This is a genomic window from Modestobacter sp. KNN46-3 (assembly GCF_011039295.1).
Genome location: NZ_JAAKGN010000129.1, coordinates 1 through 14,647, shown reverse-complemented (window position 1 = coordinate 14,647; position 14,647 = coordinate 1). Strand labels below are relative to the sequence as shown.

Genomic DNA, 14,647 nt, shown 5'->3' with positions numbered 1-14,647 from the left:
GGGGTCTGGCTGGTCGAGGACGACCCCTACGGCGAGCTGCGCTACCGAGGCCACGACGTCGCGCCGCTCGCCGCCCAGCCGGGCGCCGATGGGCACGTCGTCCACGTGGGCAGCTTCTCCAAGATCGCCGCTCCCGGACTGCGGCTGGGCTGGCTGCGGGCGCCGTCCCGGCTGCTGCCGGCGCTGACCGTCGCCAAGCAGGCGGCCGACCTGCACACCTCGACGATCGACCAGGCGGCCGCAGCGGCCTGGTTCGCCACGGCCGACGTCGAGACCCACCTCGCGCGGCTGCGGACCGCCTACCGGCGGCGCCGGGACGCCATGGTGGACGCGCTGCCGGCGGCCCTGCCGACGGGCAGCACCTGGACCGAGCCGGACGGCGGCATGTTCGTCTGGGTCCGACTGCCCCGCGGCGTGGACACCGCCGAGCTGCTGCCCCGGGCGCTCGCCGCCGACGTCGCGTTCGTGCCGGGGGCCGCGTTCTACGCCGGCGTCCCCGACCGAGCCACGCTGCGGCTGTCCTTCACCACGCACACGCCGGAGCGGATCGCCGAGGGCATGACCCGGCTGGGCAGCGTCCTCCGCAGCTGCTGACGGACCGCTCCGCTCGGCCCGGCCCCCTCGCAGGGGCCCGGCCCGAGCGGAGCGAAAGCTGGGGGGCGAGGGGGTCCTTCCTCTAGTCGGCGGGCTCGTCGACCCAGTCGGGGCCGTTGACCTCGCCCGGGCCGGCCAGGTCGGCGGCGTCCACGATCGTGTACGCGTAGCCCTGCTCGGCCAGGAACCGCTGCCGGTGCGCGGCGTACTCGCTGTCCAGGGTGTCCCGGCTGACCACGGTGTAGAAGTGCGCCTGCCGGCCGTCGGCCTTGGGGCGCAGCACCCGGCCGAGCCGCTGGGCCTCCTCCTGCCGGGACCCGAACGTGCCCGACACCTGCACCGCGACCGCGGCCTCGGGCAGGTCGATGGAGAAGTTCGCCACCTTGGAGACGACGAGGGTGCGGATCTCGCCGGTGCGGAAGGCCTGGAACAGCCGTTCCCGCTCCTTGTTCGTCGTCGACCCCTGGATCACCGGGGCGTCGAGGGCAGCGCCCAGCTCCTCCAGCTGGTCCAGGTAGGCGCCGATCACCAGAGAGGGCTCGTCGGGGTGCCGCTCGAGGACCCGGCGGATCACCGGCAGCTTCGACTGGGCGGTCGCCGCGATCCGGTACCGCTCCTCGGGCTCGGCGACCGCGTAGGTCATCCGCTCCTCGTCGTCCAGGCTGACCCGCACCTCGACGCACTCGGCCGGCGCGATGTGCCCCTGCGCCTCGATGTCCCGCCAGGGGGCGTCGTACCGCTTGGGCCCGATCAGGGAGAAGACGTCGTCCTCGCGGCCGTCCTCGCGCACCAGCGTCGCGGTCAGCCCGAGCCGGCGACGCGACTGCAGGTCGGCGGTGAGCCGGAAGATCGGCGCGGGGAGCAGGTGCACCTCGTCGTAGACGATCAGGCCCCAGTCCTGGGCGTCGAAGAGGTCCAGGTGCCGGTACTCGCCCTTCCGGCGGGTGGTGATCACCTGGTAGGTGGCGATGGTGACCGGCCGGATCTCCTTGCGCTCCCCGGAGTACTCGCCGATCTCCTCCTCGGTCAGCGTGGTGCGGGCGATGAGCTCGCGCTTCCACTGCCGCCCGGAGACGGTGTTGGTGACCAGGATCAGCGTGGTCGCCTTGGCCTCGGCCATCGCCGCCGCGCCGACCAGGGTCTTCCCGGCACCGCAGGGCAGCACGACGACGCCCGAGCCGCCGGCCCAGAAGCCGTCGACGGCCTGCTGCTGGTAGTCGCGCAGGTGCCAGTCGGACTGGTCGAGCTCGATCGGGTGGGCCTGCCCGTCGACGTAGCCGGCGAGGTCCTCGGCCGGCCAGCCGATCTTCAGCAGCGCCTGCTTGAGCCGGCCGCGCTCGGAGGGGTGGACGACGACCGAGTCGGCGTCGATGCGGACGCCGAGCATCGGGGCCACCCGCTTGCTGCGGACGACCTCCTCCAGCACGGCCTTGTCGGTGCTGGTCAGCGTCAGCCCGTGCACCGGGTGGTTGGCCAGGGTCAGCCGGCCGTAGCGGTCCATCGTGTCGGCGATGTCGACCAGCAGGGCGTGCGGCACGGGGTAGCGCGAGTACCGGACCAGCGCGTCGACGACCTGCTCGGCGTCGTGGCCGGCGGCGCGGGCGTTCCAGAGCGCCAGCGGGGTGACCCGGTAGGTGTGCACGTGCTCGGGGGAGCGCTCCAGCTCGGCGAACGGGGCGATCGCCGCCCGGCACTCCTTGGACGACGGGTGGTCGACCTCGAGCAGCAGGGTCTTGTCCGACTGGACGATCAGGGGGCCGTCACTCACGCGTACGCATCCTCTGTTCGGGGCTCCGGCGCAGACGGGCGCGCCGGACTGTCCACGGTAACGCCGGGGGACGACGTCCCCTTCCGCGCCGCGGGTGTGCGACCGACCTCAAGGCGTCGGCAGCTGGGCCGCGAGCCGGAGGCTGAGCCGCCGAGTCGACCGTCGAGCCGCGGCACGGCGCGGCTCGACGGTCGGTGGCGCGGCTCAACCGGCAGGAGTCGCAGCGGGATCGAGTCGGGTCAGACCCAGGCGGTGCGGCGCAGCGGCGGCTGCTCGCCCCCGGTCTTCTGCAGCAGCACCTGGTTGACGCCCATGTCCCCGGCCTCGAAGGCCAGCGCGCAGGCGGCCATGTACAGCCGCCAGACCCGCGCACGCCCCTCGCTGGAGGCGGCGACGGCAGCGGACCAGTTCTCCTCCAGCAGCCGCACCCAGGCGCGCAGGGTGAGCGCGTAGTGCTGGCGCAGCGCCTCGACGTCGAGCACCTCGAGATCAGCGGACTCCAGCAGGCCGACCGTCTCGCCCAGCCCGAGCAGCTCCCCGTCGGGGAAGACGTAGCGCGAGATGAAGGTGTCCGGGTCGGGGGTGGCCGTGCCGGCGTTCCAGTTGATCGCGTGGTTGAGCAGCCGGCCGCCGGGGCGCAGCAGGGCGCGCAGCTGGGCGACGTACTCGGGCATCTGGGCCCGGCCGACGTGCTCGGCCATGCCGATCGAGCTGATCGCGTCGAAGGGCTCGTCGTCGACGGACCGGTAGTCCTGCACCCGGATGTCGATCCGGTCGGTCAGCCCGGCCTCGGCGACCCGCTTGCGGGCCATCCGGGCCTGCTCCTCCGACAGCGTGATCCCCACGACCTCGGCGCCGTACCGCTGGGCGGCGTGGATGGCCATCGAGCCCCAGCCGCAGCCGACGTCCAGCAGTCGCGCCCCCTCGGTGAGGCCCAGCTTGCGGCAGACCAGGTCGAGCTTGGCCTCCTGGGCGGCGTCCAGCCCGGTGTCCGGGGTGGCCCAGACGGCGCAGGAGTAGACCATCGAGGGGCCGAGGACGAGCTCGTAGAAGTCGTTGCCGACGTCGTAGTGGTGGGAGACCGCCGCCGCGTCGCGGGACCGGGAGTGCCGTCGTCCGGCCCGCCCCAGGTCGACCTCCTCGGCCGGGGGTGCCGGTTCGGGGCCGAGGGCCCCCAGTGCCACCGCGGTGCCGAGCAGGCCGAGCCGTTCGCGCCAGGTGGGCGGGGCCATCGGGCCGGTCTCGGCCAGCCGGCCGGCGGAGCGCAGTGCTGCGAAGGTGGCGAAGACGTCGCCCTCGATGTCGATGTCCCCGGCGACGTAGGCCCGGGCCAGGCCGAGCTGGCCGGGTGACCACAGCAGCCGGCGCAGCGCCCGGCGGGAGCGGATCGCCAGCACCGGTGCGCCGGTCGGCCCGGCCAGGGAGCCGTCCCACCCGCGCAGGCGCAGGGGTGGCTGCGCCGTCCCCAGCACCGCTCCCAGTGCCGCTGCCAGCCGATCGGCCACCGTCCGCTGCCTCGTCATGTCCACGCTCCTCACCCCGGAGGCAACCAGCGGAGGTCCGGGGTCTGCTGCCCGACAGCTGGTTGCACACGCCAACCGATCCGCGCAACGCCGGGCGGATGCTTGATCATCCCGGACTCACCCGATCAAGGGAACAGAGATCAGGACGGCGTGGCTGCGTCCTCCGCGCCGACCAGGGCGACCGAGGTGATCCGGTGGACGGCGAAGGTGCGGCTCTCCCCGCGCCCCTCGTCGAACCCCTGCAGGAAGCCGCCGGCCAGCGAGACCGGCAGGACGACCCGCTGGCTGCCGCTGCCCTGCGCGTCGACGTAACCCAGCCAGACGGCCAGGCCCTCACGCACGGCCCGGCTCAGCAGCTCCAGCGTGCTCGCGGTGGTCACCCCGGGCACCTGGCGCACCGGCTCGGTGCGCCGGGCGGCGAGGGCGGCGTCCCCGGCCCGGATCTCGCGCGCCGTGGCGGCGACGTCGTCCGGGGCGAGCGGGCGGGGACCGACCGCAGCCACCGCACCAGGACGGCGACCGGCCGCCCGCGGTGGCGCCTTCGGCCGGGTAAGCACCGCGCCGCCGGAGGACTCCCCGGCCGGCGCGTACCCGGCGGCGCGCAGCACGGTGAGCACCTCGTCGGCGCCCAGCCCGCTGACCAGCACCCCCGGGGCCAGTCGGCGGAGCTCTGCGCCGGCGGTCCGCCGGTCGCTGAGCACCTGGGAGACCAGGCCGTGGTCGTCGGAGCGGACGTAGCACTCGATGGCGCCCACCCGCAGCCGCCCGTGTTGACGTGCCACGTCGTCGATCAGGAACTCCAGCGCCTGCGGCACCGGCGTGCGGGAGGCGCGGGTGAAGAGGTCCTGCAGCTCACCGGCCGACCAGCCGGAGTCCAGGGCCCGCCGGATGCTCGCGTCGGACACCCGGTACACCGTGGCCCCGCCCGAGGACTCGACGTCGGCGACGACCGCGAGCGTGGCGGCCAGGTCGGCCACGAGTGGCCCGGGGGCGATCAGCGACAGGTCGGGCTGGGCGAGCACGTGGTCGACGGGGGCCGGCAGCAGCCCGCGCATCGCGTCCGCGGCGTCGTCCTCCCCGCCGGTGAGCAGGGCCCGCCCGCCGCTGCTCAGCACGCCGCCGACCAGCACCCCCAGGCGGTCGGCCTCGGCCAGCAGGTCGGGGACGGGGGCCAGCCGGTCGGCCCGCCGGGGGGTGCGCCAGCGCAGCAGCGCCACCAACTCCGGTGCGGTCAGACCGTGCCCGGGCGGGAACTCGGCGAGCACGCCCAGCGCCGAGCGCCGCAGCGTGGGCGCGGTCTGCCGGACGACGTCGGGGGACAGCACGTTGACCGCCTTGCCGGCCACGTCGCGCTGGCCCACCAGCGAGATGAGCCGGACGCTGGTCAGCCAGCCGGCGGCCAGCAGTGCCCAGCGGTCGGCCAGGTCCTGCTCGCGCCACGCGTCGTACCCGCGGGTCGGCAGCCACTCGTCGCGCTGCGCGCCGCCGACGTCCAGCAGGCCGGCGGCGTGCGCGACCTCGACCAGGAAGGCGAGGTCGGCCTCGCCGATGCGCAGCTCCTTGGCCAGCCGTTTCTGGTCCCGCACGCCCAGCCCGCCGCTGCGCAGCAGCCCGGCCGGCTCCTCCTCCAGCGCGGTGAGCACGTCGTTCACCCGGCTGAGCACCTCGAGTGCGGCACCGGCGGCCTGCCGGTCGACGATCGCCGGGTCCCGCTCGCTGACCTCCGGATCCGGACGCAGCCTCGGGGGGCCGAGCGGGCGGTCCCCGCGCAACGCCAGGCCGATCTCGCGGGGCAGCTCCACGTTGACCGCGTCGATCCTGGCCAGCAGCCCGGCCTGCAGCAGTCGGCGGGCCGGGCTCAACGACCCGTCGGTGCTGTCGGGGAGGTGGCCGACCGGGCGGTCGCCGGCCAGCCGCTCGAGCACCGTGCGCTCGTCGGCGGCCAGGTCGGCGAGCGTGTCGGGCAGGTCGCGGGGGAGCGCGATCCGCAGGTCGGTGGCCCGGCGGCCGAGCCCGGCGGGGTAGCGGACCGCCCGGCGCACCGGCTCGGGGGCGTGCAGGTCGGCGTCGCCCCAGAGCAGCGCCCGGCCGGTCAGCGTCTCGACGGCGGACTCGACCACCCCGGCCGGCACGTCGGGCAGCAGCCCGGGCAGCTCGGTGCGCGGGACGCCGTCGGTGGGGGAGAGCAGCACCGCGTCCAGCACCTGCAGGGTCGCGGCGTCCAGCTCGTCCAGCGCGCGGTCGACCGAGACGGGCACCGCGAGCCGCGTCGCGAGCCCCACCACGTCGGAGGGCGCCGGGCGTGCGACGTCGGGCCGGGCCGCCAGGAGGGCGCCCAGCTGCTCGTCGGTGCGGGTGCGCAGCCAGGCGGCGAGCGTGGCGGGCTGGTCCGTGGGCATCCGGTCCACGCTACGTCGCGCTCCGGCCTGCCCGCTCGGGGGCCGGGCTCTGTCACCATCCCGGGGTGCCCGCGCTCGACGACCCGCAGACCCGCACCGACCTGGCCGCGCTCCGGGCGGGGGCGCTGCGCTGGCTGGCCGGTGGCGTGGTCGCCGTCGTCCTGGGGTGGCTGATGGGCGCCGCCGTCATCCGGATCACCGCCGACGGCGGGGCGCGGCCGCCGTTCGCCGGGTTGATGGTCGTGCTCCTCCTCGTCGGCGGGCTGGTCGTGGCCGTCATCGGGCTGGGCGCCTGGCTGCGCGCCCGCCGGTGGACCGCCGCCCTGGCCCGGGAGCCGTGGCAGCACGGGCGGTTGCGGATCGCCGGCCCGGCGCTGTTGCAGGTCGAGCCGGTCGGGTACGACGAGCTCACCGACGAGCCGCTGCGGCTGCAGCTGATGTCCACCGCCGTCTGGCGCACCCGCGCGGTGCAGCGGCTGGACGGCGCCGAGGTGCGCTACGCCGAGGTCTCCCCGCGGGAGTGGCTGCTGACCGCCGACGGCGCCGGCACGGTCTACGGCGCCCGGCGGGCCGGCCGGCGCTGACCCCTCCCAGCGACACGGCCACCCCGCGGCGTGCGGAAGCCGGGTGCGACGCGGGAAGATGGCCGACGAGGCACCCGGGCAGCACTCCCGGGCCCGGCAGAGCAACTGGAGGCGTCATGTCCAAGCGCAAGGCGAAGCACGCTCACCTGGTCGAGCCGACCTGGGGGCAGTCGAGCGGCGACGGTCCGCCGGTGACCGAGCTGGTCAGCGAGATGGCCGGCGGTCTCTCCCCGTTCGGTGAGGACCACGCCTTCCCGCTCCCGCCGGAGCGGCTGCGCTACGCCCACCCGGTCGACAAGCCCAACCGGGCCGGCCTGATGGCGGGCGAGGGCCGGTGACGGCCCCCGCGCTGCCGTCCTACAGCAGCGGCACCTCCACGGTGCCCCTGCTGGGCGACACGATCGGGGACGACCTCGATCGGACGGCAGCGCGGGTGGGCGACCACGAGGCGCTCGTCGAGTGCGCCACGGGCCGCCGCTGGACCTACCCCGAGCTGGTCGCCGAGGTCGACGCCTGCGCGCTCGGCCTGGACGCCCTCGGCGTCGCCAAGGGCGACCGGGTGGGCATCTGGGCGCCGAACTGCGCCGAGTGGGTCTTCGTGCAGTACGGGACGGCGAAGCTCGGCGCCGTCCTGGTCAACATCAACCCGGCCTACCGCACCCACGAGCTCTCCTACGTGCTGCGCCAGGCGGGCATCTCGGTGCTGGTGGCCGCGCCGGAGTTCAAGGGCAGCGACTACCGCGCCATGGTCGACGAGGTGCGCGGGGACTGCCCCGACCTGCGCGAGGTCGTGTTCCTCGGTGACGAGGAGTGGGCGCAGCTGCTGGAGACCGGCCGGGCGGGCGACCGGGCCCGGCTGGTCGAGCGGGCGGCGCAGCTCTCGCCCGACGACCCGATCAACATCCAGTACACCTCCGGGACGACGGGCTTCCCCAAGGGCGCCACGCTCACCCACCACAACCTGCTCAACAACGGGTTCTTCGTGGGCGAGGGCTGCGGCTACACCGAGGCCGACCGGGTCTGCATCCCGGTGCCCTACTACCACTGCTTCGGCATGGGGATGGGCAACCTCGGCTGCACCTCGCACGGCGCGACGATGGTCATCCCGGCGCCCGGCTTCGACGCCGCCGCGACGCTGCGGGCGGTGGAGGAGGAGCGGTGCACCTCGCTCTACGGCGTCCCGACGATGTTCATCGCCGAGCTGGCGTTGCCGGACTTCGCCTCCTACGACCTGTCCAGCCTGCGCACCGGGATCATGGCGGGCTCGCCGTGCCCGGTCGAGGTGATGAAGCGGGTGGTCGAGGAGATGGGGATGGCGGAGGTGACCATCTGCTACGGCATGACCGAGACGTCCCCGGTGTCCACCCAGACCGGCGCCGACGACGACCTGGAGCGGCGGACGTCGACCGTCGGGCGGGTGCACCCGCACCTGGAGGTCAAGGTGGTCGACCCGGACACCGGGCTGACCGTCCCGCGCGGGCAACCCGGTGAGTTCTGCACCCGCGGCTACTCGGTGATGCTGGGCTATTGGGGCGAGCCGGAGAAGACCGCCGAGGTGCTCGACGCCGCCCGCTGGATGCACACCGGCGACCTGGCCGTGATGGACGACGCCGGCTACCTCAACATCGTCGGGCGGATCAAGGACATGGTCATCCGCGGCGGGGAGAACGTGTACCCGCGCGAGATCGAGGAGTTCCTCTTCACCCACCCCGACGTCGTCGAGGCCCAGGTGATCGGCGTCCCGGACGAGCGGTTCGGCGAGGAGCTGATGGCCTGGGTGCGCCTGCGCGCGGAGGCGGAGCCGCTCACCGCGGAGGGGTTGCGGGCCTTCTGTGCCGGCAAGCTGGCCCACTACAAGGTGCCGCGGTACGTGAAGGTCGTCGACGCCTTCCCCATGACGGTCACCGGCAAGGTGCGCAAGGTCGAGATGCGCGAGGCGTCGATCGACGAGCTGGGCCTGCAGGCGGCAGCCGCGCACCACTTCGCCTGAGCCCCGCTGCCCGCTCCCGGCCCGAAAGCGGTGGCCGCGGGGTGGCTGGTCGTGGTTAACCTGGCGGGAGCGCAGCCCACCGCGGTTGCCGACGCCACCGGCCGCGACGGCCGGGACCAGGAACGACTGACTGAGGGATCGACGTGCCCAGCGGCAAGGTGAAGTGGTTCAACGCGGAGAAGGGCTTCGGCTTCCTCGCCCACGCGGGCGGCCCGGACGTGTTCGTGCACAAGGACGCGCTGCCCGCCGGCACCACCGAGCTCAAGCCCGGCCAGCGCGTGGAGTTCGGCATCGTCCAGGGCCGCCGGGGTGACCAGGCGCTGCAGGTGCAGGTGCTCGACCCGTTGCCCTCCGCGGTCGCCGGCACCCGCAAGAAGCCCGACGACCTGGTGCCGATCATCGAGGACCTGATCACGCTGCTGGACGGCGTCTCGGAGGGCCTGCGGCACGGGCGTCACCCCGACAAGCCGATGGCCCGCAAGGTCGCCGCGGTGCTGCGCGCGGTCGCCGACGACCTCGACGCCTGACGGAGGACCCCGCTGCAGGGCCCCTGCAGCGGGGCCGTCAGCCGGCGGGGCTGGTGGTCGTGTCGGCGCGGATGAACCCCACCGGCCAGGCGCCGGAGAGCCCCTCGCAGGCGTCGGTGTCGGAGTCCTCCACGACCACCAGGTAGTAGGTCGGGGGGATGACGTCGGAGGTGTTGATCTCGTCGAGGACGGCGGTGCCGGCCGGCACGTCGATGTCGCCGATCCGCTTCTCGAGCCGCTCGTCGAAGACCTGGACGCTCCAGCCGGCCTCGGCCACCACGTCGGGCACCTCCAGCACGATCTCGGTGTCCGGCGCGACCTCCAGGTACGTCGGCTCGGTCCGGTAGCGCTGCCCCTCCCCGTCCAGGCAGTACTGGGTCGGGTTGACGGTGATCGGGTCCCCCCCGGCCTGCACGGTGACCGAGGGGACGGTCCCGCCGTCGTCCCCGGCAGTTCCGCCGGAGCTGCCGGAGTCCCCGCACCCGGCGAGCAGCAGCACCCCGCTCAGCAGTGCCGTCCCCGATGCTCGTCCTGCGCCGTTCACTGTGTCGCCTCCCGGTCGGTGGTGCGGATGACCCGGCGGCTGCGCAGGCTCCAGAGGGTGTGGCCGACGGCGAGCACCGGCAGCGCTGCAGCCACGGGGAGCCCCACCGGCCGGTGATGGCCGGCGCGATCCCCAGCTCCCGGCGTGCGCGGGGTGGAGGCGTCGGGCACACGCCCATGGTGCCGCAGTCGCCTGTGCGCGCGGCGGGTGGAAGACGGCTCCCTGGCCGGGACGGCCTTGCCACCATCGGCGACAATGGGGGACGTGTCCGACTCAACTCCTGCCGCCGCGTCCCCTGGCTCCTCTCCCGACGAGGTGCTGGCCGCTGCGGTCGAGCAGGCCCGGGCCGCTGCGATCGAGGTGGCCGGTGACCCGGCGGCGGTCGGCGAGCACCTGGGGGTGACCCCGGAGGCGCTCGGTGAGCAGGCCGACCCCGCGCTCGGCGTCGTCGGCACGCACTCCTTCGCCGCCACCCTGCTCGGCTACGCCGGGTGGCACTGGGCCGTGACACTGGCCACGGTGCCCGGCGCCGAGGAGGTCACCCTCGACGAGGTCGTGCTCCTCCCGGGTGACTCGGCGCTGCTCGCCCCCGCCTGGGTGCCGTGGCACGAGCGGCTGCGCCCCGGCGACCTGTCGGTGGGCGACGTCCTGCCCTCCACCGAGGACGACGCCCGGCTGGTGCCCGCGTACCTGGCCGACGACGACTCCGCCGAGGACCCGGCCGGCCGCGTCGTCGCCGAGGAGCTGGGCATCGGCCGGGAGCGGGTGCTCTCACCCGAAGGGCGGATCGAGGCCGCGCAGCGCTGGCGCGACGGGGACTTCGGGCCGCGCTCGTCGATGGCCCGGCACGCCCCCGGCCCCTGCTCGACCTGCGGCTTCTACCTGCCGCTGGCCGGTTCGCTCCGGCTCTCGCTCGGGGCCTGCAGCAACGCCTACGCCCCGGCCGACGGGCACGTCGTCACCGCCGACTACGGCTGCGGTGCGCACAGCCAGGCCAGCCTGGAGCGCACCGACGGCGAGCCGGCCGAGTTCACGCCCACGGCGCGCTACGACACCGCGGACTTCGACGTCATCTGAGCCCGGCGCCGAGGCGCACTGCACGCTCTCCACCCGCTGTGCACGTCCTGCAGCACGTGCAGTGCGTCCACTCGGCGTGCAAGGCAGCAGGTCGCCTCAGCGCTGGCCCTGCCAGCGCATGAGCGCCAGCCCGAGGCCGGGCAGCACGATGCCGGCCACGCAGGTCCAGGTCCAGACCGGGTCGACCCGGTCGCCGAGCAGGAGCAGCACCACCAGGGCGATCGCCCACAGCGCGGTACCCGTCAGGACCACCCGCACCGTGTCGACCTGCAGGGGCGGCGGAGAGGGCCGGGTCGGAGCGGGCACCCCCCGACCCTAGGCCGCTGAACCGCAGGTCGGAACGGTGGTCCGTCCGACGCGCCCGGGCGGTGTGGCACGCTGTCGCCGCTCGATGCCACCCGCACCGGGCGGCCCGCCGGGGACGTCGACCCCGCCGGAGCCGTGTCGGTCGCCGTCCCCGGGGGTCCACCCATGCCCGACAAGTCCCGCAAGCGTGCCCGCAAGGTCGTCAGTGGCACCGGTGCGACCGCAGTCGGCTCCGCGCCCGCACCGGCCGACGCCGGGACCCCCGCGGAGGTCGTGACCGGCCCCCGGCGCAGCCCCGGGCCGAGGGTGCGCCCCAAGAACGGGCTGGACCGCTACTTCTCGATCACCGAGCGGCGGTCCACGGTCGTCCGTGAGGTGCGTGGTGGCTTCACCACCTTCTTCGCGATGGCCTACATCGTCGTGCTGAACCCGATCATCCTGTCCGGCGCGGACGTCAACGGGAACACGCTGCCGTTCGCCTCGGTCGCCGCCGTCACCGCGTTCGTGGCCGGCGTGATCACCATCGCGATGGGCATCGTGGGGCGCTACCCGTTCGCGCTGGCCACCGGCCTGGGCATCAACGCGATCGTCGCCGTCTACGCCGCCACCCAGCTCACCTGGCCCGAGGTGATGGGGCTGGTCGTGCTGGAGGGCCTGCTGATCGCCGTGCTGGTGCTCACCGGCTTCCGCCGGGCGGTGTTCGAGGCGATCCCGGCCCAGCTGAAGATCGCGATCGCGGTCGGCATCGGCTTCTTCCTGACCATCATCGGGCTGGCCGACGCCGGCGTCATCCGGCCCGGTTTGCCGCTGATCAGCTTCGGCGTCGGTGGCCAGCTGGCGGGGTGGCCGATGCTCACCTTCGTCGTCGGCCTGCTGCTCACCAGCGTGCTCGTCGTCCGCAAGGTCCGGGGCGGGCTGCTCATCGGCATCGTGCTCACGACGCTGTTCGCCATCGTGGTCGAGGCGATCGCCGGCATCGGGCCGCGGGTGGGCCCCGACGGCAACGAGCTGGACCCGCGGGGCTGGGCGCTGCAGGTGCCTTCCTGGCCCGACGACTGGTTCGGCCTGCCCGACCTGTCGTTGATCGGCAACTTCTCGCTGTTCGGGGGCTTCGACCGGATCGGTGTCCTGGCCGCTCTGCTCATCGTCTTCTCGATCATGATCGCCGACTTCTTCGACACCGTCGGCACCGTGACGGCGGTGGGCGCCGAGGGCGACCTGCTCGACGAGGACCGCAACCTGCCCCGCTCCCAGCCGGTCCTGCTGGTCGACTCGCTGGCCGCGGCGGCCGGTGGCGCGTCGAGCATCTCGTCGAACACCACCTACATCGAGAGCGCCGCCGGCGTCGGGGACGGCGCCCGCACCGGCCTGGCCAGCGTCGTCACCGGCTTGGTCTTCCTGGTGGCCGCCTTCTTCACACCGCTGGTGCAGGTGGTGCCCTCCGAGGCCGCCGCTCCGGTGCTGGTGATCGTGGGCGCCATGCTGATCAGCCAGATCCGCGACCTGTCCTGGGACGACATGTCGCTGGTCATCCCCGCCTTCCTGACGATCGCCCTCATGCCGTTCACCTACTCGATCACCAACGGGATCGGTGCCGGGGTGGTCAGCTTCGTGCTGCTGCGGCTGGCGGTCGGCCGCGGTCGCGACGTGCACCCGCTCATGTGGGTGGTGGCCGCCGTCTTCGTCGTCTACTTCGCGCTCGAGCCGATCCAGCAGCTCCTCTGAAGGACCCCGTCCTCCCCACCCTTCGCAGGCTCAGGGAGGGCCCGGGACGGGGCCGTTCCATCACCTACCGTTCGTTAGGCAGGCTTTCTACTCCGGTTAAGGTGGCAGACGTGGCACGGACGACGCTGGACACCGCGGCGCTCGCCCACGACCTGCGGCTGGCCGTCATGCGGTTCTCCCGGCGGCTGCGCAACCAGCGGGTGGACACCTCGGTGACCCTCACCCACCTGGCGGCGCTGTCGACCCTCAAGCGGCACGGTCCGATGAGCCCGGGTGAGCTGGCCGCGCACGAGCGGGTGCAGCCGCCGTCGATGACCCGGGTGGTCGTCGCGCTGGAGTCCCGTGGGCTGGTCACCCGCACCCCGCACCCCACCGACGGTCGGCAGGTGGTCATCGACCTGACCGCGGAGGCCGAGGAGCTCCTGACCGAGGAGATCCGGGCCCGCGAGGCGTGGTTGGCCGGCCGGCTCCAGGAGCTGTCCGCCGAGGACCGCACCGTGCTGCGCGAGGCCGCGGTGATCATGGAGAAGCTCGCCAGTGGGTGACCTCGACGCCTCCTGACCGCACGGAACGCGCCGGCATGTTCCGCGCGCTGCGCGTCCGCAACTTCCGGCTCTACGTCTCGGCCAACCTGGTCAGCCAGACCGGTACCTGGATGCAGCGCATCGGTCAGGACTGGCTGGTGCTGCAGCTGTCGGGGGACAGCGGCGTCGCACTGGGCATCACCACCGCCCTGCAGTTCGGGCCGACGCTGTTCTTCAGCTTCTACGGCGGGGTGCTGGCCGACCGGTACGACAAGCGCCGGGTGCTGATGCTCACCCAGGCCGTCATGGGCGTGCTCGCCCTGACGCTGGGCCTGATGGTCGCCGCCGACGCGATCGCGCTGTGGCACGTCTACCTGCTGGCCCTGGGCCTGGGCGTGGTGTCCTCGCTCGACGTCCCGGTGCGCCAGTCGTTCGTCTCGGAGATGGTCGGCTCGGACCTGCTGGCCAACGCGGTGAGCCTGAACTCCACGGTGTTCAACAGCGCCCGGCTGGTGGGCCCCGCGGTGGCCGGGGCGCTGATCGCGGTCTCGGGCGGCGACACCGCCCCGGCGTTCCTGGTCAACGCCGCCACGTACGCGTCCACCATCGCCGCGCTGGCCGCCATGCGGGTCGGGGAGCTCAGCCGCAGCACGCCGGTCGCCCGCTCGCGCGGCCAGCTGCGGGAGACGCTGGTCTACACCCGACAGCACCCGGACCTGCAGCTGGCGATGCTGCTCGCGTTCTGCGTGGGCACCTTCGGCTTCAACTCCCAGATCACCATCGCACTGATGGCCCGGGAGGTGTTCGACCTGGGCGCCGGCGCATTCGGGCTGCTCTCCACCGCCTACGCCGTCGGCTCGCTGTCCGGTGCACTGCTGTCGACCCGGCGCAGCGCGCGGCCGCTGCAGCGCTTCCTCATCGTCTCCGCCGTCGCGTTCGGGTTGCTGCTCGTGGTCAGCGGGCTGATGGGCAACTACTACGCGTTCGCCGCCGTCCTCATCCCGACCGGCGCAGCGGCGCTGGTGTTCAGCGTGGCCTGCAACAGCTTCGTGCAGCTGGGCGTGGACCCGCACATGCGCGGCCGGG

At 73.9% G+C, this 14,647-nt stretch carries 13 protein-coding genes and 1 pseudogene; 9 read left to right on the top strand and 5 right to left on the bottom strand.

The features are described 5' to 3' along the window. Positions 1 to 594: aminotransferase class I/II-fold pyridoxal phosphate-dependent enzyme (locus G5C62_RS20605; protein ID WP_164702471.1), on the top strand; the 594-nt coding region annotated here is incomplete at its 5' end. Between the two features lie 82 nt (positions 595 to 676). Here the strand turns inward: G5C62_RS20605 and G5C62_RS20600 are convergent. From G5C62_RS20600 to G5C62_RS20590, 3 genes are all read right to left on the bottom strand, one after another. Continuing rightward, positions 677 to 2,362, bottom strand: coding sequence for a DNA repair helicase XPB (locus G5C62_RS20600; protein WP_036334667.1), 1,686 nt, complete (start codon positions 2,360 to 2,362; stop codon positions 677 to 679). Between the two features lie 239 nt (positions 2,363 to 2,601). Then, a complete protein-coding gene (locus G5C62_RS20595; RefSeq protein ID WP_164702470.1) occupies positions 2,602 to 3,885 on the bottom strand; it encodes a cyclopropane-fatty-acyl-phospholipid synthase family protein in 1,284 nt (427 codons plus the stop codon). A gap of 140 nt (positions 3,886 to 4,025) precedes the next feature. After that, positions 4,026 to 6,284, bottom strand: coding sequence for a helicase C-terminal domain-containing protein (locus G5C62_RS20590; RefSeq protein ID WP_164702469.1), 2,259 nt, complete (start codon positions 6,282 to 6,284; stop codon positions 4,026 to 4,028). Between the two features lie 65 nt (positions 6,285 to 6,349). Between G5C62_RS20590 and G5C62_RS20585 the strand changes: the two genes are divergently transcribed. The 4 genes and pseudogenes from G5C62_RS20585 to G5C62_RS28265 all read left to right on the top strand — a co-directional run. After that, a complete protein-coding gene (locus tag G5C62_RS20585) occupies positions 6,350 to 6,868 on the top strand; it encodes a hypothetical protein (RefSeq protein WP_164702468.1) in 519 nt (172 codons plus the stop codon). A gap of 116 nt (positions 6,869 to 6,984) precedes the next feature. Further along, the gene (locus G5C62_RS20580; RefSeq protein ID WP_036334673.1) at positions 6,985 to 7,206 is read left to right on the top strand and encodes a hypothetical protein; all 222 of its coding nucleotides are present in this window, start codon (positions 6,985 to 6,987) and stop codon (positions 7,204 to 7,206) included. Further along, positions 7,203 to 8,858: an AMP-binding protein gene (locus tag G5C62_RS20575; protein ID WP_164702467.1), complete on the top strand. Its 1,656-nt coding sequence runs from the start codon at positions 7,203 to 7,205 to the stop codon at positions 8,856 to 8,858. Before G5C62_RS20580 ends, G5C62_RS20575 begins: the two co-directional genes overlap by 4 nt. Positions 8,859 to 9,001: 143 nt before the next feature. Further along, positions 9,002 to 9,193 (top strand): annotated as a pseudogene (locus G5C62_RS28265) (cold-shock protein); the annotation flags it as partial. A 229-nt stretch (positions 9,194 to 9,422) separates the two neighbouring features. Here the strand turns inward: G5C62_RS28265 and G5C62_RS20565 are convergent. Next, positions 9,423 to 9,929: a DUF2771 family protein gene (locus G5C62_RS20565; protein ID WP_241176032.1), complete on the bottom strand. Its 507-nt coding sequence runs from the start codon at positions 9,927 to 9,929 to the stop codon at positions 9,423 to 9,425. Between the two features lie 255 nt (positions 9,930 to 10,184). Here G5C62_RS20565 and G5C62_RS20560 point away from each other — a divergent pair, with 255 nt between their 5' ends. Then, the gene (locus tag G5C62_RS20560) at positions 10,185 to 11,006 is read left to right on the top strand and encodes a DUF3027 domain-containing protein (RefSeq protein ID WP_164702466.1); all 822 of its coding nucleotides are present in this window, start codon (positions 10,185 to 10,187) and stop codon (positions 11,004 to 11,006) included. Positions 11,007 to 11,102: 96 nt separating this feature from the next. On the opposite strand, the gene G5C62_RS20555 is transcribed toward G5C62_RS20560, so the two are convergent. Next, positions 11,103 to 11,312, bottom strand: coding sequence for a DUF2530 domain-containing protein (locus G5C62_RS20555; RefSeq protein ID WP_036334679.1), 210 nt, complete (start codon positions 11,310 to 11,312; stop codon positions 11,103 to 11,105). Positions 11,313 to 11,477: 165 nt separating this feature from the next. Between G5C62_RS20555 and G5C62_RS20550 the strand changes: the two genes are divergently transcribed. From G5C62_RS20550 to G5C62_RS20540, 3 genes are all read left to right on the top strand, one after another. Beyond that, on the top strand, positions 11,478 to 13,037 hold the full coding sequence (locus G5C62_RS20550; protein WP_164702465.1) for an NCS2 family permease: 1,560 nt from the start codon (positions 11,478 to 11,480) through the stop codon (positions 13,035 to 13,037). 110 nt (positions 13,038 to 13,147) lie between these two features. After that, positions 13,148 to 13,582 (top strand): MarR family winged helix-turn-helix transcriptional regulator, encoded by a 435-nt coding sequence (locus G5C62_RS20545; RefSeq protein ID WP_036334681.1) that lies wholly within the window; start codon positions 13,148 to 13,150, stop codon positions 13,580 to 13,582. Further along, positions 13,579 to 14,647, top strand: a 1,069-nt coding sequence (locus G5C62_RS20540; RefSeq protein ID WP_241176031.1) for an MFS transporter, incomplete at its 3' end; no start/stop codon positions are given. The genes G5C62_RS20545 and G5C62_RS20540, both read left to right, overlap by 4 nt.

Excerpts from the sequence above, each read along its gene's own strand:
- G5C62_RS20560 (WP_164702466.1), top strand. The coding sequence starts at position 10,185 with ATGGGGGACGTGTCCGACTCAACTCCTGCCGCCGCGTCCCCTGGCTCC.
- G5C62_RS20580 (WP_036334673.1), top strand. The coding sequence starts at position 6,985 with ATGTCCAAGCGCAAGGCGAAGCACGCTCACCTGGTCGAGCCGACCTGG.
- G5C62_RS20590 (WP_164702469.1), bottom strand. The coding sequence starts at position 6,284 with ATGCCCACGGACCAGCCCGCCACGCTCGCCGCCTGGCTGCGCACCCGC.
- G5C62_RS20595 (WP_164702470.1), bottom strand. The coding sequence starts at position 3,885 with ATGACGAGGCAGCGGACGGTGGCCGATCGGCTGGCAGCGGCACTGGGA.
- G5C62_RS20550 (WP_164702465.1), top strand. The coding sequence starts at position 11,478 with ATGCCCGACAAGTCCCGCAAGCGTGCCCGCAAGGTCGTCAGTGGCACC.